The organism is Paenibacillus oralis, from assembly GCF_003863965.1.
Classification (GTDB): domain Bacteria; phylum Bacillota; class Bacilli; order Paenibacillales; family Paenibacillaceae; genus Fontibacillus; species Fontibacillus oralis.
This window is the reverse complement of the sequence record NZ_RRCN01000001.1, coordinates 4,279,592-4,303,203: the sequence shown is the minus strand read 5'-3', so window position 1 is coordinate 4,303,203 and position 23,612 is coordinate 4,279,592. Positions and strand designations below refer to the sequence as shown.

Genomic DNA, 23,612 nt, shown 5'->3' with positions numbered 1-23,612 from the left:
TCTGCAGCCATTTCCAGGCAAATAGAGGCTCTCCTGTCCGTTAAAAATAAAAACGGCGTTTATTCAAGCAAATAAGGTCTGTGGTGTCCGTTAGCCTGCATGCGCCGGATCAGCCGTCACCAACGATTGCGTTATTTAGAGACAATCCGCCCCTCACGATTACATTTCAACGATATGCGCTGCCGGGAGCACCGCCTTAACCCGGCCCACAACGTGTTCGTGGCAGGTCATCATGATGATTTGCTGGTGTTCGGCGACCGTCCGCAGCACCGACAGCGCCCCTTCCAGACGGGAAACATCGAAATTGACGAACAAATCGTCGAGCAGCAGCGGCAGCCTCCCTTGGCCTCCCGCCACCGCTTCGGACAAAGCCAGCCGCATCGACAGATACAGCTGTTCCGCCGTACCCCGGCTTAAATGAGCGCTGTCGATCGGACCATGGTCAGCATGCTCGGCCATCAGTTCCTGGCTGCCCATTTTCATCACAATCCGCCGGTACGTTCCGCCGGTCATCTGGGCAAAATACCGCGATGCCGCCTGCAGTACGGCAGGCTGACGTTCTTCCTCATAAATGCGCCGCACGCGGGAAATCAGCTCACGGCATACGGCCATCACCGCATATTGATCGGTGTATTCCTCCAGCGCCGCCTGCTGTTCCGCCAGCTGCTGCGTCAGATCCTCCTGCCGGCAGCGTGCATCCAGACTTTCCTGCTCCTGCAGCAGACGGCCCCGCCGTTCCTGCAGCTTGCGCCAGCGGGCTTCCGCGGCCTCGCCTGCCGCACGCGCTCCTTCATGCCGCTGCTTCAGTTCCGCTTCGTCCACGCTCGCAAGCAGCCGTTCCAAATCGTTTCGTTTGTCTTCGTCCAAACCGGCAAACAACACCAACTCGCGCTGCCGCAGTTCCCTTTCGAGCGCTTCCCGCCGCTCGGCTGCGGTCCCGATGCGGAGAAACTCCTCTCCGCTGGCGGCTTGTCCTTCCATGAGCAAATGCTGCTCCGTTTGAACTGCCTGCTGCAGGCGATCTTCCAAGCGCAGCCCTTCCTCGTCCAGCGGCCCCAGCTTGGCGGACAGCCGATCGTACCCGGCTTTTAGCTCAAGCTCGCTTTCAAGCTCCGCTAGAGCCTCCTCCAAAAACCTGACTGCGGCACCCGCCCCGGACTCTGGCGTTTCTGATACCGTTGTGTCATTAGCGCCGCCCGTGCCGGCATCCGGACCAGGCACCACTGCGGAGGAAACCGGAATTCCTGCGTTTATGCCGCCGTCCACCGCCTGTTTCTCACCCGGACCGTTCGCCGCTTGCCCACTTGTCCCGTCGTCGCTCTGCAAAGCCAGGCATTCCCGCTCAAACCGCTCATTTTCCGCCTGCAGCCCGGCGATTTTGTCCGTCAGCCCATCGATCCGGCTTAGCCATTCCCGTCCTTGACCGGCCAAATGAAACACATCCATCGCCGCCTCCGGCGACAGGTCGGCGGAAAGCCGCCGCTCCTCGAGCCAGCGCTCCCATTCGGCAGCGAGCTTGGCAAAATCCGCCTCGCGCCGGGACAACTCCCGCTCCACGCTTTGCAGTTCATCTTTCGCGGCCGCAGCGTGGCTGCGCGAAGCCGCGGCTTCCGCTTCGAGCCCGTCATGGCGCTGATCCCACAGCTGCCACTCTTCCATTAACCGCCGCAGCTGCCGCTCCTCCTCGTCCCAGTCCTCCGTGCGAAGCGAAGCCGCAAAGCTGCTTCCCGTGACGGCAGCCGCCGTCAGTGGATGCCGGACGAGCCGGGACAACAGCGCCGCGAGGCGCGTCTCCATTTCGCCGGCTTCCCCGGCTCCGGCTGCTCCGGCAGACCGGCGTGACGCCGAAGCGGAGCGCCGCCCCGGCGACCCCGCCGGCTTGCCGCGGAAAGCGCCGATGGCGAGGTAAACGTCAAGGCCCAGCAGCAGGGCGCCCGTGACAGCGGCGCTCCAAAGCGACCCCGCGGCCAGCCACAGCACGGCGGGAAGGGCAAGCGTCAGCACGCCGGCGCCGGCAAGCAGCTTGCGGTAAAGCGAGCGCAGCCGCGCCTCGGTCAGCGCTTCCGCGTCGGCGGCCCGGATTGCGGTGAGCCGGGAGGCTGCGTTGTCCCGCCAGCGGTCCAGCTCGCCGCGGAGCTCGCCCCACAAGGCGCGGATTTCGCCGCGCTCCTGCGGGAGGAGCATCGCGAACTGCCGGCGCGCCGCCGCCGCGCTGTCCTCGAGCCGCGCCGCCGCGGCCGCGCGGGCCGTCTCCGCGCTCGCCGCCGCCCGCTCCAGCTTGGAGCGTTCGCTTTGCAGCAGCTCCATCTCCTTGTCGTAGGCGGCGAAGCGCGCGCTGAACCGGCGAACCTGCTCCCGTTCGCCGACCGTTCCGGCAAAGGCGCGCAGGTGTTCAGCGCGCCAAGCCGGGTGGATGCTGCGCAGGCATTCCGCCAGCCGGGCCCGGACCAGGGCGGCTTCGCCCGCCAGTTCGGCCAGCTCGCGCCGCCGCGCCTCATAGGCCGGCAAGCGGGCGGCCAGCTGCCGCAGCAGCGGCTCTCGGGCCAGCACCGCCGCGCGCGGCTCCAGCGCGGCCAGCTCCGCCCGCAACGCTTCCCGCCGCCGGGCCCAGTCGCTGCGCTCCAGCTCCAGGCGGTCCTGCTCCGCCTGGAGCCCCTGCCAGCGCGCCAGCCCCTGCTCCGGGAAGCGCGCCGCCGCCGGCAGCGCGGCCAGCTCGGCGCGGATCGCTTCGCGCTGCAACCAGTCGCCGCGGCGCGCCGCCGCCTTTTGCAGGCGGGCGGTTTCCCGCGCGAGCTCAGCGCGCTCCGCTTCGCTGGCCGTCAGTTCCCCGGCCAGCTCCTCCAGTTCCTCGAGCACCTCGTTGTAGCGCGGGAGCAACGCTTTGGCCGCCTCCGCTTCGCGCTCCAGACGTTCGACCGCCTGCAGAAGCTGGGCGATCTCCTGGTTGCGGCCGCGCCGGCGGTACAGCTTGTCCATGTCCTGGGCCAGCTTTTTCTCCCCGCGCAGCACCGCCGCGCCCCCGCCGATGCCGGCGTGGAACAAAAAGCGGCTCAGCTCCTCGGACTGCAAAGCGCCGACCTCCTGCAGCTCCGTGAGCGAGACGGCAAACAGCTGCTTGAACATCGCCTTGGACAAGCCGCCCAGCAGCTCGCGCTGCATCTGCTCCTGCGTCATCTCCTGCAGCCGGCCGTCCGCATCGCTGCGCGTAATCCGCAGCCGGTCGCCGCGCGGGCCCGGCAGGTTTCTGCCTTCCGGCGGCTGCGCATAACGCTCGATGACCCAACGTGAGCCATCGCCCGCGGCGATCGTCAACACGCCGCCGTGCACGCCGCCGCGCACCGGCTCAAACCGCTCGGCGGCAAACGTCCGCGACGGGATGCCGAACAGCATCGCGCGCACGAAGCCGAGCAGCGTGCTTTTTCCCGCTTCGTTCGGGCCGTATAAAACCGTGACCGGGCCCGGCAGTTCCACATCCAGGCCGTGCAAATGTCCGAACCCGCTCACCTGTAATTTCTCCAGCCTCATGATGCTCCCCTCCCGCCAGCCGTTCCTTCTTCCGCAAGCAGCGCCCAGGCGAGTTCCTCCGCCCGTTGCAGCAAGGCCAGGCGCTCCTCGGGTCCCAGTTCCTTCAATAACCGCCGCAGCGTGCGGTTTTCCGTCAGCGGCGCCAGCGCGGCGCCTGTGATGTCCTCAAGCACCCCCGGCTCCCGCCCGGCCCGCTCGCCAAGCCGGAGCAGTTCGCCGAGGAAGCTGTCCTCTTCCAGCAGCCCAAGGCGGTCCATCTCCAGCGATGTCTCCACTTTAAAGCCGGCCGGCCAAACGACGCCGCCCAAGGGCGCCCACGCCGCACCGTCCGCCGCAACCGTTGCCGTAATGCCATGGTTCCTTGCCCCACCGCCGACCGGAGCGCTCCCCGTTTCATCGCCTGCCGTCCTGCCGGATGCATCCTTCGCTGAATCGCCCGCTGCAGCAAACGGCGTATTCTCCGGCGCGATGCCCAAGCCTTCTTCCTCCAGCAGCCGGCTTTCACGGCGCCGCAGCTCCTGCAGCAGCTCCGCGGCCTCCTGCCCGGATTGCAGCATCGCATGGAGCGGGCCGCGCCCGGCAAAGGTCAGCCGCACGATGCTGATCCGGCCCGGTTCGGCTTCCCGCACCTCCTCCAGCGCTTCCTCCACCCGGTCTTTCCACGCCTCCTCGCTTGCCAAACCGTCGATCGGCACCGTAATTTCCCGCCACAACACCTGATCCAGCCGGTGAAACGCCAGGCTTGCCCGTCCATTCTCATGCACATCGACGATGTAGCATCCTTTAGGGCCGGTTTCCTTCAAGCTGCGCCCCTGGATGTTGCCGGGATAAACAACCCAAGGGTTTTCGCTAAGGATCTGCCGTTTGTGAATATGGCCGAGCGCCCAATAATCGTAGCCGGATTCCTTCAACTCGCGAAGCGAACACGGGGCGTAAGCGTCATGCCCCTCTTGGCCGTCCACATTCGCGTGCAGCAGGGCAATGTGGTAGAGCGGCGAGTTCGCCTCAGCCTCATCGCGGCGAAACCGCGGCGCCAGGTTTTCCGTGACCGCCGGCGTTATGTAGGAGATTCCGCTGACGACCGCAACCTGCTCCCCGTCGCTCCGCCGGACGGCGACCCGGCTTTCCGCCTGCGCGCCGAACTCCGTCACATGCGGCGGCAGTTCGAGGCGCAAGCGGCGGCTGCCGAGCGGATCGTGGTTGCCGCGGATAAGATACACCGGGATGCCGTGCCGCCCCAGCTTGTCCCAGCCTTCCCGCAGCCGCAGCTGGGCGCGCAGCGACGAATCGGCGGCATCGTAAATGTCGCCGGCGAGAACGATGAAATCGACCGCTTCCGCAATCGCCAGCCGGATCAGCCGGTCAAAGGCGGCAAAGGTCGAGCCCCGCAAATATGCACGCAGCCGATCCGGCACGCCGGACATCCCGGAAAACGGGGTGTCCAGATGCAGATCGGCGGCGTGGAGAAAACGAAATGATTTCATGATACCAGCTCCATCATTTGAATTGCAGATACAGTTTTTTTAGTTCATGCACAACCCGGTTCAGCGAATAATGCGCTTTGGCCTTGTCCGAGCCGCTTCGCGCCAACTGGTAGCGGTAGTCCGGATCCACGATCACTTTTTCCAGCGCATCGGCCAACGCTAGAGCGTCCTCCGGCGGCACGAGCAGGCCGTTTGTTCCGTCCTCGATCTGCTCGGCGACTCCGCCGACCGCCGTGCCGACGAGCGCCAGGCTGCAGAGGGCGGCTTCGGCAAACACGGAGCCAAACGCCTCGGCCCGCGAGGGCAGGACGAAAATGTCGAAAAACGGCATAAACTCCTCCGGATGCAGCGTGTACCCGTAAAAAATCGTTTCATTGTAAATGCCCAGCCGCTGGGCAAGCTGCTCCAGCTCCTGGCGGATCGGGCCGTCGCCGATAATATGCAGCACGTAATTGTGCCCGCGCTTCTTGAGCTCGGCGCACGCGTGCAGAAGGACGTCGAGCCCTTTGGCCGGAACGAGGCGGCAGACCGTCACCAGTTGGGCCACTTCGTTTTCGTGCGGCACCGGCTTAAATCTTTTTTCATCAAAACCGTTAGGGATGACGCCGATCGCCCCGGGCTTCTCCACATAGGAACCCAAATATTCGGCAAAAGAACGCGACACGGTTAACAGCCGATCCGTCCGGTGCTCAAGCTCCCTATACAGTGAGGTGAGGAAGCGGTGCTCCGGACTGTCCGCGCGAATCCGCCCGTTTAAAATCAGCTCCCGCTCGTAACTCGAGTGAATGCTCTGGATGACGGGGGTATCCGGGAAAACCTCCTTCATGGCCAGCCCGGCAATCGGGTGGTGGGCATGGATCAAGTCGTACGGCTGTTTAATCCGCAGCTTGGTCCACCATAAGTAAGCGCGGTACGTTTGCACATATTTTTGCACGATCGGGCTGTCCCCGAACTCCTCCCAATCAAAGGTGGCAAATTGTACGGGATCGCTCCCTTTGGAGCGGATGCGTTTCGGCAGCGAAAATAACTCCATTTCCCAATGGGGAAGATTAAACCGGTCTTGCAGGTACGGAATCATCGACGATACGCCCCCCGGCTGTTCCGGAGGAAAAAATAAAGCCTGCAACAGTCTCATAGGGTTCTCCTTTGCGCGTCGTTCTTGTTTTGCGGATGACCGCTTCTTTTTCCATTATGCCATAGGCAGGAAGGAACATCCATTCCCCTTTTGAGATTGAAAAGCAATATGATACACTGCTGAAGTAATGTGTACCGGGATTTTTTGGAGGAAAGGAGCGGCGGAAATATGACCATACCTACCCTGCCAGCCGCATTTCGGGAATCGGTGCTGGCGATGCTCGGCCAGGATGAGGGGGAACGCTTTCTCGCCAGTTATACCCGCCCCCGCGCGTACGGGCTGCGGCTGAATACGCTGAAAGTCGAGCTGCACGGCGCGGCGGCGGCCCGGCTCGCGGAGCTGTTCGCTCTGCGCCCCGTTCCGTGGTGCGGTGCGGGCTTTTATTACGAGGAGCACACTCGGCCGGGAAAACATCCCTATCACGCCGCCGGACTATACTATATTCAGGAGCCCTCGGCGATGTCGGCCGTGGAGCTGCTCGATCCCCAGCCGGGCGAAACAGTGTTGGACCTGGCCGCGGCTCCCGGCGGCAAAACGACGCAAATCGCCGCCAAAATGAGGGGACAAGGCTTGCTCGTCAGCAATGAAATCCATCCGCAGCGCGCTCGCATTTTGGCGGAAAACGTGGAAAGGCTCGGCATCCGGAACGCCGTCGTGACGCAGGCCGCGCCCGCGGAGTTGTCCGCGCGCTTTCCGTTCGCCTTCGACCGGATCATGCTGGACGCTCCCTGCTCGGGCGAAGGCATGTTCCGCAAAGACCCGGAGGCCGTGGCCGAATGGTCCCCGGAGGCGGTGGAGCTTTGCGCGGCGCGGCAGTGGGATATTTTGCAGGACGCGGTGGCGATGCTAAAACCCGGCGGACGGCTCGCCTATTCCACTTGCACGTTTAACCGCCGCGAAAACGAGGACACGATCGCCCGCCTGCTGGAGGTTTATCCGTTCCTGCGGCTGATCGCCGAGAAGCGGATTTGGCCGCACCGCGAGCAAGGCGAGGGCCACTATGTGGCCCTGCTCGAGCGGGACGGCGCGGCGGAGGGCGGCGACGTCGCCAAAGGCGGGCGCGGGGAGCGCCCCGGCCGCAGCCGCCGCGAGTCCCGTGCCGGCCACGCCGGCCGGGAGACCGCCGCGGCCTGGGACGCCTTCCGCGCCTGGGCGGCGGACGAGCTGCCCGCCTTCGCGCCCGGGAGCGGCGCGCCGCTCCTGTTCGGCGAAGCGCTGTACCTGCTGCCTGCCAGCAGCAGCCTGCCGCTGTCGCCGGACCACCTGACCGGCCTGAAGGTGCCGCGCGCCGGGCTGCACCTCGGCGACGTCCGCAAAGGCCGGTTCCAGCCCGCCCACGCGCTCGCGATGGCGCTCGGCGCAGAAGACGCCGCGCGAATTTGGCCGCTCGGCGAAGACTCGCCCGCCGCGGCCGCTTACCTGCGCGGCGAAACGCTGGAGGTGCCCGCCGATCTGCGCGGCTGGCACCTCGTCACCCTCGCCTGCGGGGGCGCCAGCTTCCCGCTCGGCTGGGGCAAAGCCAGCGGCGGCCAGCTCAAAAACCACCTGCCTAAAGGCTTGCGGCAGCACTGTTAAAGAGAGGGGGCCAAGCTCCGAAGTCGGACACACGGCAAAATTTCCGAAAGAAGAAATTTGCCGTGTTTTTTAACCTCTCTCTCATGCTCACCAACCGCCCCCTTCACCCCTAATTGGAAAAATTCCAATAGATTACCGGGTATCGAACGCCATTTGCAGCCCTCATTGGAAAAAATCCAATAGATTTCGCTCACATTACCCATTTTACGCCCTACCGAACCCGATCTATTGGAAATATCCAATCAAGCTACTGTATTTACCACTAATATTCCAATTCTATTGGATATTCTCCAATCAACACAAAGTGCTGTGCCACAGAAGCGAGTCACTCGACTATACTATCCTGACAACTCACCGCCCACTAAAATTCCGCCTGCCATACGCAAATGCCAAAACTCCCCGCAACCCGTCCCCTCCCTTTACAGCCCAATCTATTGGAAATATCCAATCAGACTACCCTATTTATCACTCAAATTTCAATCAATTGGATATCTCCAATCAGCGCTTCCGAAACAATCTCCCCGGATTCAGACCCCGCGCTTGTTGACAATACGCTTTTTCCATGGAATAATACACTTATCTAATTAGATGATTATAAAATCAGGAGAGGGATAAACATGCAGCTTGACCGCCTCGTTCATTTCCATAAAGCCGTCGGGGACGTCACCCGCATCCGGATCATCGCGCTGCTTCAAAGCGGGCCGCTTCACGGCCAGGCGCTCGCCGGAAAATTAGGCGTTACGCCGCCGACGATTACCCATCACATCACCAAGCTCAGGGAAGCCGATTTGATATATGAGCGCCGGGACAAAAATACGATTTATTTTTATCTGAACGAAAAAAGCTTAACCCAGCAGGCCCAGGCCATCCTGAATGTCGGCAAATCGCTGCCCGCGGCGGCCGACGGCAAACACGAGGAAGCGCAGCGGAAAGCGTCCGTCGAAAGCAGCTTCTTCAACAAGGACGGCACGTTAAAGCATCTGCCTGCGCAGCGCAAGAAAAAGCTGGTTGTGCTCGAACGCCTCATCAAAGGTTTGGAGCCTCGCCGGAAATATACGGAGAAGGAGATCAACGAGTACATCCGGAAGTTTCACGACGATTTTGCGACCATCCGCCGCGAGTTTATCATGAATCACTATATGTACCGGGAAAACGGCATCTACGAGCTGAACCCTCCGGAAATGTGGGGCAAAAGCTAAAACCGCCGAGCGGCCTAGTCTATCTCACAATCACGATTTTGGCCGGTAATGCGGTAGCGGACGTACTTAGGACGCCTGGCCGCATGGCCTTTTTTTTGCCCAACTAATTAGATGAATATCAAATTAGATTATTATCTTATTTCTGCTTGCTAAGGAGTCTGATGTAAAAATGAAACACCACCAAATGCTGCGTGAAGAAAAACAGTACGCGCGGCTGTTCGCCGCCGGGATCGTAAACGGCATCGGAGACCGCTTCAGCCAGGTTGCCGTTCTCGGACTATTGCTGTCGCTGACGGGATCGGGTTTGGCCGTCGGCATTACTTTTGCCGTTCGCCTGATTCCCTATCTGTTGTTTGGGCCGCTGGGAGGGTTGCTCGCCGACCGCTTTTCCAAAAAATCGATCATGATCTTTACGGATATCGCCCGTTTTTTCTTTGCCTTGACCCCGCTGCTTGTCCGTCATGCGGACGATGTCTGGATCATTTACGTCAGCTCGTTTGCTCTATCGGCCGGCGAGGCGCTGTATGCTCCCGCCCGGATGTCCGTGATTCCCCGTTTAGTCCGCCGGGAGAACCTCCTGGCCGTCAACAGCTTGGAGCAGGCGATGGTCGGTTACGTGCTGATCGGCGGCTCCGTGACCGGTGGATTCGTTTCGGCCTTGATCGGCGGCCAGGCGTCGTTTGTACTGAACGCTCTGACTTTTCTCGCTTCGGCTTTGCTTTTGTCCGGATTGGATCTCTCCCGGGAGCCCAGACGGTCTACGGAAGCACGCGGCTCGGATGCGTCGTCCGGGGTTCCGGACAGGGCATTCACAGAGGCAAGCGAAGAGCCCTCGCGGTCCATTCCCGAGCCCCAAAGCAAACCTCCGGGAGCGCTTCGCCTGCTGCTGTCCCGTTCGTTGTATTTGCGGCTGATGATCATCGTGTTTGCCATTTGGCCAATCGGCGATGGGATGATTAACATTTTGATCAGCGTTTACGCGTCGGAAGTGTTTCATATGGGAGAAATCGGCATCGGCCTGCTGTACGGCGCTTTGGGGATCGGTCTTGTGGCGGGCTCCAAAATCACCGGCAAAATCGGCCGGCGTATGGAAACGGTGGCGATATTCGCCCTGCTGCTGGAAGGTGCGATCCATATGCTGATCAGCCAAAGCGCTTTTTTTATGCTCGCCCTGATCCTGATGGTCGGCTCGGCCATGGTGTCCAGCATCGGCAACGCCTGCAATGAAACGGTTTTGATGAAGACGGTTCCCGCCGGCTGGCAAGGGCGCTTCTTCGGCACGCTGGCCGCCCTGCAAAATGCGATCATGGGGGTATCCATGTTGTTGGCCGGGTTTCTTCTGGACTTCGCGGCTCCCAGGTCCCTTGGGCTTGCTGCCGGGATTTTATTTACGTTGTTGGGAGCCGGAGCAGGAATCGTCTGGGCCGTGTCCCCATCCCGGCAGGCTCGTACGAATATAGAGTCAGAGTCACTTTGAATATAGCGGAACTTTACCGTGTACCGGACAGCTGCATATGGGATAATGTGGTAGAAGCACTCATGAAAACTATGAGGAGGCAGATCATTTGCCGAAGTTTACGATTCGCAAAATGGAGCGGCCTTACGATTTTTCGCAGGTAGCGCCGCTGCTGAATTTCATTTGGTCCGAGCCAACGACGGCAGAACTGCTGAAGGAAGAAGAAGACAAAATCCCCCCGGGGAAGCTGCATTACAACGAAGAAGGCGAGCTGATGGGCTGGGATCGCCCAAAATGGGTGGCTGAAAACGAAGACGGACTCATCATCGGTTATGCACATGCGTGGCGGGCTCCTTGGTCGGACCCGGGGACTTTGCTCCATACCGTTGTTGTGCACCCGGAATTACGTGGAAACGGAGTTGGCCAAGCTTTGTACGATACGCTTCTGCGGTGGTCCGTTGAAGTCAAGGCCTCCCGCCTGATCAGCTTTATTCGGGAAAACGATCAGGAAGGAATTGCTTTTGCGGAACGGCGCGGCTACATCAGGGAACGGCATACCTTTGAATCCGTCCTGGACCTGTCGGCGTTTAACGACGATAAGCTGTTCGAATCGATCAAGGCAGCGGAGCAAACCGGGCTCCGTTTTGTTACACTGGCGGAGGAGCCGGGAGAAGCAAGCGAGAGAAAACTATATGAGCTGTATAAGGACACGCATCCTGACATTCCCGGATTCTCCGGCGACTTTCCCTGGTTTGAGGAATGGAAAAAATGGAGCATCGAGCAGCCCGGCGTACGCCCGGAGTGGATTCTTATCGCCAAGGACGGCGACCGTTACGTGGGTGTCGTTACGCTGCAGCAGAACGAACAGACGCAGGCGATGTATCATGAGTATACCGGCGTGCTTCGGGAATACCGCGGACGCCGGATTGCACTTGCCCTCAAGATGCTTGGCATCCAAACGGCATGCGCCTGCGGAGTTCCCTATTTAAAAACGCACAACGACTCCATGAACGGTCCGATGCTGCACATAAATCGCGACCTGATCGGTTTCCGGGCGGAGCCGGGAACTTACAAGATGGTGTGCGAGCTACAGTGAGAGCTTGGCCTGCAATTTTGAAGCTATGTCGCAGCTAGTAGATTGATCCGGAAATAATATGGCTTATCTGCGGACAGGGGCCATACAGGGGCCATGGATCGCTTTGTTCTATATTTTAGTCATGTGCTCAGTATCGTCCCCATAAAATAGCGGAACTTTAGGGTCTTATTTTCCGAATTTGAGCCTATTCATCACCATAGGGGAACTTTTGGGTCTTATTTTTCGATGAACACGTCGAAAGGCGGATGGCGTAAAATAAGTTGTGTAAGGACAGGTTAGTCTATCAAACGACAAAAAAGTAGGGTATGCTTGGGATTGCGAAGTCACCAAGGAGGAACCCTACTCAATGACAACTATACAACAAAACTCGTTCACAGAACAACTCGAAAATACAATGCAAAGTTTTCTAAAAGAAAAAATTGAAACTCTTTTAAAGGAGGAAATTAAAAATTACTTACAAGTAGAGCACCCGGAAGTGGCAAACAGCCGCAACGGATATTACAGCAGGAACTGGGAAACCCGACACGGGGTGATTCCGGATCTGCAAGTGCCGCGGGATCGCCAAGGCGACTTTCAGACGGAACTGTTCGCGCCCTACCAGCGGCGGGAAGCTTGGCTAGAGGACACGGTCATTCACATGTACAAGGGCGGGATGAGCACAAGAGACATCGCCGCCTTCATTGAAAAAATGTTTGGCGCCCAGTACTCGCCAACGACCGTGAGCAACATCACGAGCACGGTGCTGGAAGACGTTGCGGCCTGGCAGGCTCGACCGCTGGCCAAGCGTTATGCGGTCATCTATCTGGACGGGATGTACGTGAAGCTCAAGCGTCAGTCCGTCGCCAGCGAAGTCATTTATATTGCCATGGGTGTCGATGAGGCCGGACACCGTGAGATCCTTAGCTTCAGCCTTGGCGGCAAAGAAAGCGCCAACGGGTGGAGGGATGTCCTGCGAGACCTCTACAAACGTGGCGTGCACGAGGTGCTGCTGGGCGTATTCGATGGCTTAGCGGGACTGGAGGAGGCCTTCCGGGAAACGTATCCGCAGGCCGGCGTCCAGCGTTGCGTCACTCATAAAATGCGCAATACGCTACCGAAAATCCGCGATAAGGACAAAGCGGATTTCGTGACGGACATGAAGACGATTTACAGTGCCATGGATCGCGATGTCGCCATGGCCAATTTCGACCTCGTGCAAGCCAAGTGGGGCAAGATCTATCCGAAGGAGCTCGCGTCGTGGGAGAACGAGTTACCGGTCCTCCTTCGCTTTTACGATTTCCCAACGATGATCCACTATGCCATTTACACCTCGAACCCCATCGAGCGAACAAACAAGGAAATCCGCAAGCGGCTGCGGCCCATGAACAGTTTGACGAACATGGATGCAGCGGAGAAAATTATTTATCTAGAGGCCCTCTCCTATAACGAACGCTGGAGCAGCCGGGTGTTGCGTGGATTCGCGGATGCAAAAACCCAGCAAGCGCTCAAAAAAATGTTTGACGAAAAATATCCCCAGGCCTGAGCCGATGCAGTCGCGTTAGCCAGGTGTGGCACACAAAGCATAGATAACAAGGACACTTTGACAACTGGAAATGAAAAGGAAATTTTTCAGGGGGGATCCCCCCTGAAGCTTGAAAACCAATGATATCCATTGTCCCAATGGATACCCTACTTCGAACCCTAAAAGATAATTACACAAAACTCTTGACGCTACCGAAAGGCGGCCTTTTGCCACTAAATCGTGAAAATAGCGCCATAAAATTCCTCTATTGCACGCAACATGGGGGGTATCGCTGAAATAGCGCCCTTTTTTTCCTTTATGTTGTCACCCGAGATCCTTTAATAGACTAATTTTGCCGTTTTCTCAAGTCTTCACTTGCCATCATGCTAGCGTTATTTCCAGAATCGTCTACTAGTCGCTATTCGCCCATTTCCCGGGTAATTCCCAAACAATATTTTTCCAGCGCCAGTTTAACGCCTTCTTCGTTGTTGGACTCCGTTACGGCATCGGCCGCGGCTTTGACTTCCTGCGGGGAATTGTCCATGGCCACGCCAAGCCCAGCGAAAGTAAGCATCGTTAAATCGTTATAATAATTGCCGATGGCCATGACGTTTTCCGCCGGAATACCCCGCTTTTCCGCCAACTTTTGCAGCGCAGCGCCTTTAGAAGCATCCTTATGCATCAAATCGATGAAAAAATCGCCGCTGCGCAGCATGTTCAACTCCTGCCGCCATTCGCTCCATTCGGCAAACACGCGGTCGAGCTGCTCTATTTCCCCCGAAACGGTTAATTTGACGATTGGCTCGCGCAGATCGGCCCAAGCCGGAAGGTCCTGCGGCACTACAAAAAATTTGCTGTAGATATCCAGCACTTCCTGGCTCAAGCGGGATGCTCCCTCCACGTATACGGTAAACGTTGTATTAATGTCGAAATGCACTTTATGCTTGCGGCAATACTCCATATATGGCTCCAGCACTTGCCGGTCAAGCGCAAACTCATGGACGGCTTCCTCCGTCCGCACGTCAACCGTGACTGCGCCGTTATGTGTAATGACATACCCCTCCAGACCGATCCGGTGCATAAAAGGGAGCGAACTGATCGGAGCCCGTCCGGTGCACAGCACGAATTCCGCGCCTTGATCCGCAATGGCCCGAATCGTTTCCATCGTGCCAGGCGTCAATTCGTGGTCATCGTTCAGCAAAGTTCCGTCTACATCCAAAGCGATTAGCTTGTATTTCATAATTGTCTCTCCTTTATATTTCTCATCCCTCCCAAACCCTCCCTTACCGTAAGGGAGGGCCCCAAGGGCCTGCTGCCCTTTGGATACCCGCAAAGGGGAGGAACGTGGGAGCTACAGAGGCGCTCCTGCGGCTGTTCCCTGCGGGAATGCGCCCAGCTTCGTGCGTGGAACGCTTTTCCCCCTTCGGGTACGTCTTACTTGGGGTGCTCCCGGGTTACCTGGAAACACGCTGCAGGCACTGCTGCTTTCGCACGCACCCGGGTGACTATGGGGAAGCAGCCGCTTGTCGCCCTTCGGGCACGCTCTGCTTTTGGCGCTCCTGCGAGGGGTGGGGGACTGCTAAGTAGGCTGTTTTTACTGCAACATTTGTGCTTGCATCCGCTCTCCCTTCGGGATTCGCTCTACTTCGGCGCAAAGCTCTGGCTTGTTTGTGCTACTTAGGGCGCGCTGCCCAGTTCCTTCGTGCTTGGAGCCGCTCTCCCTTCGGGATTCGCTCTATTTCGGCGCAAAGCTCTAGCTTGTTTGTGCTACTTGGGGCGTGCTCCCCGGTTCCTTCGTGCTTGCACCCGCTCTCCCTTCGGGATTCGCTCTACTTCGGCGCAAAGCTCTGGCTTGTTTATGCTACTTGTGGTGTGTTACCCAGTTCTTTCGTGCTTACAGCCGCTCTCCCTTCGGGATTCGCTCTACTTCGGTGCAAAGCGTTAGCTACTTTTTATATGCTTTTAAAGCGGCCAGTTCGGCTACGGTCAACTCGCGGAAGGCGCCCATGGGGAGCGATTCGTCGAGGGCGAGCGGGCCCATGGAAATGCGCTTTAAATAGTTTACTTTGGAGCCGACGGCTTCGAACATTCGCTTCACCTGGTGGAACTTGCCTTCGGAAATGGTGAGCCGTATGCGCGAAGTCAGGGTGCCGTCGGCGAGTGTGTTTCGCTCAAGGATGTCAAGCTCGGCGGGCAGGGTGACGTAGCCGTCGTCGAGCTCGACGCCTTGTTTAAAGCGCTGGGCTTCATTGTCCCCAACGTGGCCGTCGACGATGGCCTCGTACGTTTTGGGGACGTGCTTGCGCGGGGACAGCAGGTCATGGGCCAGCTGGCCGTCGTTGGTGAGCAGCAGCAGGCCTTCGGTATCTTTGTCCAAACGGCCGACGGGAAACGGGTCGAAGGCGCGAAATTCGTCCGGCAGCAAGTCGAGCACGGTCTTTTGCCGGAGGTCCTCGGTGGCGGAAATGACGCCGGGCGGCTTATGCAGCATCAGATAAACGAACTCACGGTATACGATTCGTTCTCCATCCAGCTCGATGACGTCCCCGTAGGGGTCGCATTGCGCTCCGCTATCTTTGACGACAGTACCGTTTCGGGTCACCCGGCCTTGCTTCACGAGCTTTTTAATTTCGGCTCGCGAGCCGTATCCGAGATGACCCAGGATTTTGTCAAGTCTTTGTGTTTTTTTGCCTGGGCTCATCGTTATGTCCACCTCCAGCCGGCCGGATACTCGTTTTTGAGCAGGCCGTTTTGCCATTTGCCCCAACCGAGGGAATAACCGTCCACCGTGACGAGCACATAACCTTTCGGGTTAACCCCATCACGGGTATGAACTCGCGAGGGTTCGATTTCCAGCGTTTCCCCTTTCAAATAACGGACGGCCTCCCCGTCGTCGACGGACAAATCGAGCGTTCTGGCCGCCTCGGAAGGTGCCAGCGCCGTAGCCAGCGGATGCCCTGGCGTAAACCTGCCGTTTTTGACCGTGCCGACATACCAGCCCGGGCGTACAACCTTTAGCCCGTCCAGCTGTTCTTTGGCGACCGGGGAAAGGTATACGTTCCCGCCAAACGTCAGCGGCGTCCCAGACAGCTCGGCCCGCAAATGCTCAACGGCAAAAGCGCGCCAGCTGTCCAGCGTCTCCCGTTCGCCAGGACCTTTTTTGTCCGCGCCGGCCGCCTGCCGGGAACGCTGCGAAGGGCGAGCTGCCGCTCTGTCGCGCAACCTTCCATCACGCTCCGAAGCTATGAGTTCAGGTCCCGCCGAATGGGCCGGCAAGCCAGCTTGTTCGCTTTTTTGCTCCAATACCGCGACAAAATGCCCTTCGCCTTCCACTTGATGGGGCCATAGTCTGCCGCAGCCGGCGATTTGCGCTTTGATTTCCTCAGGGACCGAAGCCTTAATGCCCCCGTTTTTGCCGCTTAGCCAATCCAGCCATTCCGGCCGGCCCGGGGAAATACCGGTGTCCCGCGGCACGGGCACAACCTCGAAGTCCGGGTTCCCCAGCAAAAATTCCGCGATCATCGCCTCGTTCTCTTCCGGCGCAAACGTGCAGGTGGAGTAAACGATCCTGCCGCCGGGCGCCAGCATCGCCGCCGCCGTGTTCAAAATATCCCGCTGCATGACCGTACATTTCTCGATCGAATGCCGTTCCCACTGCCGGGCCATGTCCTCGTCCTTACGGAACATGCCTTCGCCCGAACAAGGAGCGTCGATCAGGATTTTGTCAAAATAATGCGGAAAAGCCCGGGCGATCCGCTCCGGCGATTCGTTCAGCACCACCGCGTTCCGCACGCCGTAGAGCTCGATGTTTTTGGCCAAGGCTTTCGTCCGCTCCGCATGAATATCGTTGGTGACGAGCGTGCCTGTGCCGTTCAGAAGGGCCGCGATTTGCGTCGACTTTCCGCCCGGAGCCGCGCACAAATCGAGCACCCGGTCCCCTTCGGATACGTTCAGCAGCTCCGCCGGCGCCATCGCGCTCGGCTCCTGTATGTAATACAAGCCGGCATGGTAATAGGGGTGTTTGCCGGGCTTGACCCGTTCATCCACATAAAAACCCGCCTTGCACCACGGAATCGGACGCAGCGCAAACGGCGACAGCTTCAGGAACGAGTCCAGATTGATTTTTAGCGTATTGACGCGGATTCCCGCATGCTTAGGATCGTCATAGGAGGACAGGAATACCTCAAACTCATCCCCAAGCAGCTCCTGCATTCTATCCAGAAAAACGCTCGGTAGTTGCACCGTCATCTCGTACCATCCATTCTTCAAAAACTCATGTTGAAAAACAACGCTATTGTACCACAGGTTCCCCTACCATAACCTCACATTGGAAAAATCCAATCGATTGACGGATCATGACCGCCATTTGGATTTTTCCCATCAGAACGTTGCGCTAGGTTAGCTTTTGTCCCCGATACGATATTAGGATGCCGAGGCTCCTCTATGTTTAAGCCCGCCCCGATTAAACAAAGGAGGCGGGCCTATAAATCAGCCGTTTAATTCCCGTTGTCTTTGCTCCAGCTTCAGCCGGCGTTCCTCATGTTTATCGCCTCGCTGCGGCTTGCGCCGCTGCGGGATGTTCGGCGCGATCGCCCCCGCCGCTTGCTCCACGGCGTCACGCAGCACTGGATCGACAATGTCAATCGTTAAATCATAATACACAAAAGAATGGACTTGACGTGGCTCCAAAGCTTCCGCATAAGCCGCCGCCTCCCGGCGCAGCTTGCCGAGGCCGATCCCCAGCGCCTCTTCCGGATACGGCGTGAGCCGCTCCAGCGCCGACAGCAGCATTTTCCGGCTGCCCGAAACGTTGCCGCTCCGCGCATGGAACAGCCCGACGGCTACCTGCAGCAGCCCTTTGTACAGCGGATCGTAATTCCGCTCCAGCCAAAGCTCCTCGAGCACCTCATGGCACTCAAAGTAATCGCGGTCCCGGTTAAAATAAACCAGATACGCCACGTACAGCGGCTCATAGCTCATCGCCGGGCTCCTCCACTTTTTTGTGCTGCTTGATCAAATCTTTGACCTCGGTCAGCAGATCCTTGATGCCCTCGAAGTCCTTCGCTTCCCAAAGCTCGTTAAACCGGTGCTGCGCGTCGATCGCTTCGGAGACAAGATGATAGAAATATAGCTGATGAATGGCCGCAAGCAGCGACGACACGATATTGGAGTCGTCCTCAAAGCTTTTTTGCGCCAACAGGATTTCCTGGCGGATGCTCGACATTTCGTTGTCCAGCACAAAGGCGGCTTCGGCCGCTTTCTTCAGCCGGGCGCGCATTTCCTCCGGCAGGCTTTCGCGGTATTTGTAGTTCAGCGAGTGCTCAATCGTCGCCCAAAAGTTCATCGCCAGCGTGCGAATCTGGATTTCGGCGAGCACGTTTTTTTGCCCAAGCGCGGTTTGCACCGGGTATTCGACGATCATATGGAAGCTGCGGTACCCGCTTTCCTTGTAGTTCGTGATGTAGTCCTTCTCGTACAGCACCTTCAGGTCTTTGCGCATGCGGATATATTCGGCCACCCGCCGGATATCCTCCACGAACTGGCACATGATGCGGATGCCGGCGATATCCTCAATGCCCGTCTCCAGATCGTCCATGGACACATTAAGCCGTTTGGCTTTTTCTAAAATGCTGGAAATTTTTTTGACCCGTCCGGTCACGAATTCAATCGGCGCATATTCCTCGCGTTTTTTTAGTTCGGACCGCATCGTTTTGAATTTCACTTTTAACTCCTCAACAGCTTGATCATATGGAAGCAAAAATGTTCCCCAATCTCTACTGTCCATCCCTATGCCTCCTGTCTTCTGTAACCCGGTTTTCTATCGGTGGTCGGCCCCCACCGCCTCGGAAATATGGTTAAACCCGTCGCGCGCAAGCAGCTCCCTCAAGCCGCGATGCAGCTTCCGGTTGATCTCCGGCCCCTCATAAATCAGCGCGGTATAAATTTCCACCAGGCTGGCGCCCGCACGTATTTTGTCATAGGCGTCGGCAACGGAAAAAATCCCGCCCGAACCGATAATCGGCAGTTTGCCGCCCGTCTGGCGATAAACGCGGGAGACGATTTCCGTCGATCTGGCGGCCAGCGGCTTGCCGCTAAGCCCGCCGGTCTCCTTGGCGTTCTTATGGTGAATCCCTTCTCTGGAAACGGTCGTATTCGTGGCGATCAAGCCGGAAACACCACTCTTCTCGATCGTATCGATCATAAACTCCAGCTCCAGGTCGCTTACGTCAGGCGCAATTTTAACCAGCACGGCTTTGCTCGCGCCATGCTTCCTTGCCTCCGCCGCCATCTGGTTCGTCACCGCCTGCAGCAGCGCGGACAGCTCGTCGCCATGCTGCAGATTACGCAAGTCCGGCGTGTTTGGCGAGCTGATGTTCACGACAAAAAAGTCCGCATACGGGTACAGCGCCGAAATGCATTTTTCATAATCGCGAAACGCCTCTTCATTGGGCGTCGTTTTGTTCTTCCCGATGTTCACGGCAACGGGAATCGGCCGCTGCTTCAACGCCCGCAGCCTTGCCGTCATCTCCTCCGTGCCGTGATTGTTAAAGCCCATCCGGTTGATGAGCGCTTCCTCCGGAGGAAGTCTGAACAGCCGCGGCCTGTCGTTGCCCGGTTGCCCGACCGGCGTCACCGTTCCCACTTCCATAAAGCCGAAGCCGATGGCCGAAAAACCCTCCACCGCATCCGCGTTTTTGTCGAGTCCGGCGGCGAGTCCCACCGGGGAAGGAAAATGAATTCCGAATAAATCCGTTGCCAGTTCCGGTACTTCCGGAACGCCGTACATACCGCGCATGAGGGTGAGGGCCCCCGGTATTTTTGCCGCATTATGCAAACTGTTAATGACTAGATGATGGGCATTTTCCGGATCCATCCGGAAAAAAACGGGTTTCCCCAAAAGCCGATACAACACGTTATTTGTCCACTCCGATCGCTGTTTCCTGTGCATTTTTTCTATAAACAGTTTAGCCGTTTCCGGCCGAAAAGAAAAGTTTAACCTCGCGCCATGTGAAAACCGCTACAAAGTGATGGAATTTTAAAATGAAAGCCATTACAATAGGAATATAGCAGTTGTAAAAGTGTGAGTTCAAAAAGTCAGGTTTTCAGCACCGAAGCGTATGCTTCCGAAGTGCGTTTTTTCAAAACGCTCTAGGTCGGATGAAGCTAGGGACGAAAGGAGCGGAGCGTACGTTTTGGGTACGTGAGTAACTGAAATGTTTCCGCAGGAAACATGCTTCGTAAGCATATGCTTGGCCCGGCTGAATTCAAGATTCGATGCCGAATACGCTCCATGTTCTTGCTTCGTGATCAAAAGTTGACTTTTTGAACAACCTCTAAAAGGGAGGGATGTAGCTGTGTCTACCAAACGTGTACCACCCACACTCCAGCAAAAAAAGGACGAAGTCAACAAGAAAGCGCTCATCTGGTCGATTTCCATCGCCGCGGCGCTTATTGTGGCAACTACCGTCCTCTTGATTTTGACGCAAACTTAAAGTCTTTTTAGTTAAGCCAGTGATATACCCGATGGGGATTGGTCTGATTCTGGCGGTGTCCAAGCTTGAATCTTTCTTTCGGGACGCTTTCCAAAGCGGGCAAAATCCCCTTTCCTATCGTCACCTTCGTTCCTTTCGGAGCGAGATCGAACAGCTCTTCCACGTCTTTTTTCCCCATGCGGATGCAGCCCAGCGATTCGTCTTTGCCGATGCTGTCCGGATCGTTCGTCCCGTGAATCGCGTAGTTCGTATCCGACAGCTGCATGCCGCGGCTGCCGAACTCACCGTTGTCTTTTCCGTTCGGGTTGATCACTTTGTCCGAAATGACGAAGGAGCCTTCCGGCGTCCTGTCGCCGCCCAATCCGACGGGGTAGCTGCGGATCAGCTTGTCTCCGCTGACGACGGCCAGCACATGCGCTTTCGTATCCACGATAATCTCAAACGGCTCGGTGAAGTACGGCTGTTCTTCCGGGGCAAGACCTTCCCTTGACGCGTCCGATTCCGCGCTCTGCTGACCCGCCGCACCGGAACCGGCGTTTTGCAGCTTCTTCAGCAGCGGCCCAAAAGCCTTGACCATGACAGGATCGCTGCCGGCAAGCCAATTGTCCGGAAAAGGGCCAGTCAAATCGTCCAGACTGGATGGCCATCCCCCCGTACCCTCTTGATATCTCTGCATCGCCGAAGCAAGCACGCCCAGCGACTCCTGGTACGGAATCCATCGCTCAGCCGCCGCCTGCAAGCCGGAAGCGTCCGGCGGGGTGCAGCGGCATGCTTCCGCGTCATAGGATTGGATCTTCGTCATTCCTTGATTCGGACTTTGCTCCAGTTCATAAACGACCGGCATGTCGTCCGTCCAGAGCAAATAATCGCCTTTCCGCTCCATGCCCAGCACCGCGGCATTTAGAATCGGCGCGCCGGTGCGGCGCTGCAAATCGATCAGCCCGCCGAGCGCTTCGGCCCCGGCCTGCGGCTTACCGAAGGCGTAACCTTGCGCCGTAAATACCGGGCCTTTGACGGCGTTCGCGGCATCCCCCTTCGCCGGATTCTCACCCGGCGGCTTGGCCGGCTTGGCATCGGGCACAGCAGGGGGCGTTTCCGCTCCCGGTTCGTCCTGAGTACCGGCCGTAGCCGGTTCTGCCATCTCCCCCCCGGGCGCATATGCCGAGGGAAGCCCAATCAGCAGGGCGATCAGCAAAGCGATGCCCAACTTGCGCAGAAAGCGGCCGCGCTTTTCCCGCCGCTTCGTCTCCTGCAGCAAATCGGCTTTGTAGCCCATCCATAAATCCTCCGGAATTTTGCTCGCTTCGAAAGCTTCATAGACGCCGTCCGCCTGAATATAACAGTACCGTGCCTTTCCCGTCTGGCCGCTCGCTTCATATTCCTTGCCCAGCAAATACCAGGCCATTTTATTTTTCGGGTGGTCTTCCACAAATTTTTTGAGGTAGGCTGAATCCCCCATACGTTTCCTCCATTAAACGGAAAAGATATGACTTAACTATTACTATATCGGCAAAACGGATGGCGTTTCTAACCCGAACCTGTGATAAAAGCGCATTTTGCGACTTAGTACCTACATCGATTCATCATTTCCCGGGACATTTCGGAAAAAGCAAAAAGCGCGGTTAGCAAGAAGCCCTGCTTTTCCGCGCTTTAGAACTATATAAGTTGCCAGCATGTATAGCCGCTTGATTAAAATTCTTAATCCCGGCTCGCCAATTTCGCCAGCAGGCGAAGGATCTCCAGGTACAGCCATACCAGCGTAACCATCAAGCCGAACGCCCCATACCATTCCATGAATTTCGGAGCTCCCCGGTGCGCTCCCTCTTCGATAAAATCGAAATCCAACACCAGGTTCAGGGCGGCGATGATGACGATCACGATCGAGACGCCGATGCCAATCCAGTCGTTGCTATGGAGATACGGCACCTGAATTCCGAACAGTCCGAGAATAAAGCTGAGCAAATAGACGAGAGCCACGCCCCCGGTCGCGGCGATGACCCCAAGTTTGAACTTCTCCGTCGCTCTGATTAGCCGGGTCTTGTAGGCGATAAGCAAAGCTACAAACACGCCCATGGTCAGAAGAGTCGCCTGCAGCGTGATTCCATGGTATAGGCTTTCATAAGTGGCTGAAAGGGCCCCCAGGAATATCCCTTCGGCAATGGCGTAAACCGGAACCAGATACGGCGCCGTTCTTGGCACAAAGCTGACGATCAGCGCCAGGATCAATCCGACAATCGCTCCCCCGATCGCCATCGGAATGACATTCATCCCGTCGAAATACAGCATCCATGCGCTGAACGCGCTACCGAGGAGGATGACCAAAGTGATAAACGATTTGTTTACCGTCCCCTCGACGGTCATCGCGTTCATTCCGGAGAAAGAATCCGGCCTGTCAAACGTATCGCTTCTTAAAGTTGGGTTACCACTGCGTCCGATCAAAAAACAACACCTCATTTATCAATTTGTTACTATGATATCATAAAATATTCCAACTATACTAGAACATATTGCCGTTTCCATTTGGCGCGATCCAGCCTGCCTATTTCCCGCGAAGTTCCCACGAAATGCACGAAATCCACGAAATGCAAAAGTGCATGCGATTTTCGTCGAAATTCCTCGAAAAGGGTGGTTCAAATGCAAAACTACAGTTCATTTCCGGTCAAAAGACTCTTTTTTATCAAAACGCTCATAATCAAATGTACTTTTGCTTTTCAGACGCTCCATAATTGGTGATCCCTAGAATATGGAATGCACTTTTGCAGTTGACCCGTATAAATTGTCTCATCAAACTTTCTCTTCAAAAAAAACAAACCCCACCGCTGCGGTGAGGTCCCCTGCATTTAACTCGCTTTCGGAAATTAGCCTTCTTTATTGAACGGCTCATCCGCTACTTTGATGGAGTCGGTCGGGCAGCCGTCGCAAGCATCTTGAAGATCATCGAATAAATCTTCCGGAATTTCCGTCACGCCGCGGTTCTTGTCCTCACCATAGATAACTTCCGCCAAACCTTCATCGTCGTAGTCATAAATATCCGGTGCAGTGGCGCCGCATGCGCCGCATGCAATGCAAGTGTCCTTTTCAACCCAAGTATATTTTGCCATCTTTAATCTGCCTCCTGAATAAACGGTACAAGTCCGGTGGTTTATAT

General features: G+C 57.4%; 18 protein-coding genes. 6 read left to right on the top strand and 12 right to left on the bottom strand.

The window, feature by feature from the left end:
- Window positions 1-159: 159 nt before the first annotated feature.
- From EHV15_RS19270 to EHV15_RS19260, 3 genes are read right to left on the bottom strand one after another with little or no spacing between them, the layout of a single operon-like run.
- Window positions 160-3,525: an AAA family ATPase gene (locus EHV15_RS19270; RefSeq protein WP_128632627.1), complete on the bottom strand. Its 3,366-nt coding sequence runs from the start codon at window positions 3,523-3,525 to the stop codon at window positions 160-162.
- Window positions 3,522-5,009 (bottom strand): metallophosphoesterase family protein, encoded by a 1,488-nt coding sequence (locus EHV15_RS19265; RefSeq protein WP_246061679.1) that lies wholly within the window; start codon window positions 5,007-5,009, stop codon window positions 3,522-3,524. Before EHV15_RS19265 ends, EHV15_RS19270 begins: the two co-directional genes overlap by 4 nt.
- A gap of 13 nt (window positions 5,010-5,022) precedes the next feature.
- Window positions 5,023-6,144 carry a glycosyltransferase family 4 protein gene (locus tag EHV15_RS19260; RefSeq protein WP_128632626.1) on the bottom strand — a complete coding sequence of 374 codons (1,122 nt, stop codon included), beginning with the start codon at window positions 6,142-6,144 and terminating at the stop codon, window positions 5,023-5,025.
- Window positions 6,145-6,312: 168 nt separating this feature from the next.
- Here EHV15_RS19260 and EHV15_RS19255 point away from each other — a divergent pair, with 168 nt between their 5' ends.
- The 5 genes from EHV15_RS19255 to EHV15_RS19235 all read left to right on the top strand — a co-directional run bounded on the left by EHV15_RS19255 (window position 6,313) and on the right by EHV15_RS19235 (window position 12,992).
- Window positions 6,313-7,719, top strand: a complete 1,407-nt coding sequence (locus tag EHV15_RS19255; RefSeq protein WP_128632625.1) for an RsmB/NOP family class I SAM-dependent RNA methyltransferase — start codon at window positions 6,313-6,315, stop codon at window positions 7,717-7,719.
- 617 nt (window positions 7,720-8,336) lie between these two features.
- Window positions 8,337-8,918: a DUF2087 domain-containing protein gene (locus tag EHV15_RS19250; RefSeq protein WP_128632624.1), complete on the top strand. Its 582-nt coding sequence runs from the start codon at window positions 8,337-8,339 to the stop codon at window positions 8,916-8,918.
- A gap of 169 nt (window positions 8,919-9,087) precedes the next feature.
- Window positions 9,088-10,395 (top strand): MFS transporter, encoded by a 1,308-nt coding sequence (locus EHV15_RS19245; RefSeq protein WP_128632623.1) that lies wholly within the window; start codon window positions 9,088-9,090, stop codon window positions 10,393-10,395.
- An 88-nt stretch (window positions 10,396-10,483) separates the two neighbouring features.
- Entirely contained in the window at window positions 10,484-11,470 is a 987-nt protein-coding gene (locus EHV15_RS19240) for a GNAT family N-acetyltransferase (protein WP_128632622.1), read from the top strand.
- 346 nt (window positions 11,471-11,816) lie between these two features.
- Window positions 11,817-12,992 carry an IS256 family transposase gene (locus EHV15_RS19235; RefSeq protein ID WP_128630411.1) on the top strand — a complete coding sequence of 392 codons (1,176 nt, stop codon included), beginning with the start codon at window positions 11,817-11,819 and terminating at the stop codon, window positions 12,990-12,992.
- A 397-nt stretch (window positions 12,993-13,389) separates the two neighbouring features.
- Here the strand turns inward: EHV15_RS19235 and EHV15_RS19230 are convergent, their stop codons facing one another.
- The 6 genes from EHV15_RS19230 to EHV15_RS19205 form a co-directional block, all read right to left on the bottom strand.
- Entirely contained in the window at window positions 13,390-14,211 is an 822-nt protein-coding gene (locus EHV15_RS19230; protein WP_128632621.1) for a Cof-type HAD-IIB family hydrolase, read from the bottom strand.
- Window positions 14,212-14,916: 705 nt separating this feature from the next.
- Window positions 14,917-15,672, bottom strand: a complete 756-nt coding sequence (locus EHV15_RS19225) for a pseudouridine synthase (RefSeq protein WP_128632620.1) — start codon at window positions 15,670-15,672, stop codon at window positions 14,917-14,919.
- 2 nt (window positions 15,673-15,674) lie between these two features.
- Window positions 15,675-17,219 carry an RsmB/NOP family class I SAM-dependent RNA methyltransferase gene (locus EHV15_RS19220; protein ID WP_128632619.1) on the bottom strand — a complete coding sequence of 515 codons (1,545 nt, stop codon included), beginning with the start codon at window positions 17,217-17,219 and terminating at the stop codon, window positions 15,675-15,677.
- Between the two features lie 240 nt (window positions 17,220-17,459).
- Entirely contained in the window at window positions 17,460-17,951 is a 492-nt protein-coding gene (locus EHV15_RS19215; protein WP_128632618.1) for a DUF309 domain-containing protein, read from the bottom strand.
- Complete coding sequence (gene yjbM / locus EHV15_RS19210; protein ID WP_128632617.1) at window positions 17,941-18,756, bottom strand: GTP diphosphokinase; 816 nt, start codon at window positions 18,754-18,756, stop codon at window positions 17,941-17,943. Before yjbM ends, EHV15_RS19215 begins: the two co-directional genes overlap by 11 nt.
- 33 nt (window positions 18,757-18,789) lie before the next feature.
- Entirely contained in the window at window positions 18,790-19,884 is a 1,095-nt protein-coding gene (locus tag EHV15_RS19205; protein WP_178075893.1) for a quinone-dependent dihydroorotate dehydrogenase, read from the bottom strand.
- Window positions 19,885-20,326: 442 nt separating this feature from the next.
- Here EHV15_RS19205 and EHV15_RS36575 point away from each other — a divergent pair, with 442 nt between their 5' ends.
- A complete protein-coding gene (locus tag EHV15_RS36575) occupies window positions 20,327-20,464 on the top strand; it encodes a hypothetical protein (protein ID WP_178075892.1) in 138 nt (45 codons plus the stop codon).
- A 7-nt stretch (window positions 20,465-20,471) separates the two neighbouring features.
- On the opposite strand, the gene EHV15_RS19200 is transcribed toward EHV15_RS36575, so the two are convergent.
- The 3 genes from EHV15_RS19200 to EHV15_RS19190 all read right to left on the bottom strand — a co-directional run bounded on the left by EHV15_RS19200 (window position 20,472) and on the right by EHV15_RS19190 (window position 23,565).
- On the bottom strand, window positions 20,472-21,923 hold the full coding sequence (locus tag EHV15_RS19200; RefSeq protein WP_128632615.1) for a L,D-transpeptidase family protein: 1,452 nt from the start codon (window positions 21,921-21,923) through the stop codon (window positions 20,472-20,474).
- A 239-nt stretch (window positions 21,924-22,162) separates the two neighbouring features.
- Window positions 22,163-22,903 (bottom strand): Bax inhibitor-1/YccA family protein, encoded by a 741-nt coding sequence (locus EHV15_RS19195; RefSeq protein WP_128632614.1) that lies wholly within the window; start codon window positions 22,901-22,903, stop codon window positions 22,163-22,165.
- A gap of 419 nt (window positions 22,904-23,322) precedes the next feature.
- A complete protein-coding gene (locus EHV15_RS19190; protein ID WP_128632613.1) occupies window positions 23,323-23,565 on the bottom strand; it encodes a ferredoxin in 243 nt (80 codons plus the stop codon).
- Between the last annotated feature and the right edge of the window lie 47 nt (window positions 23,566-23,612).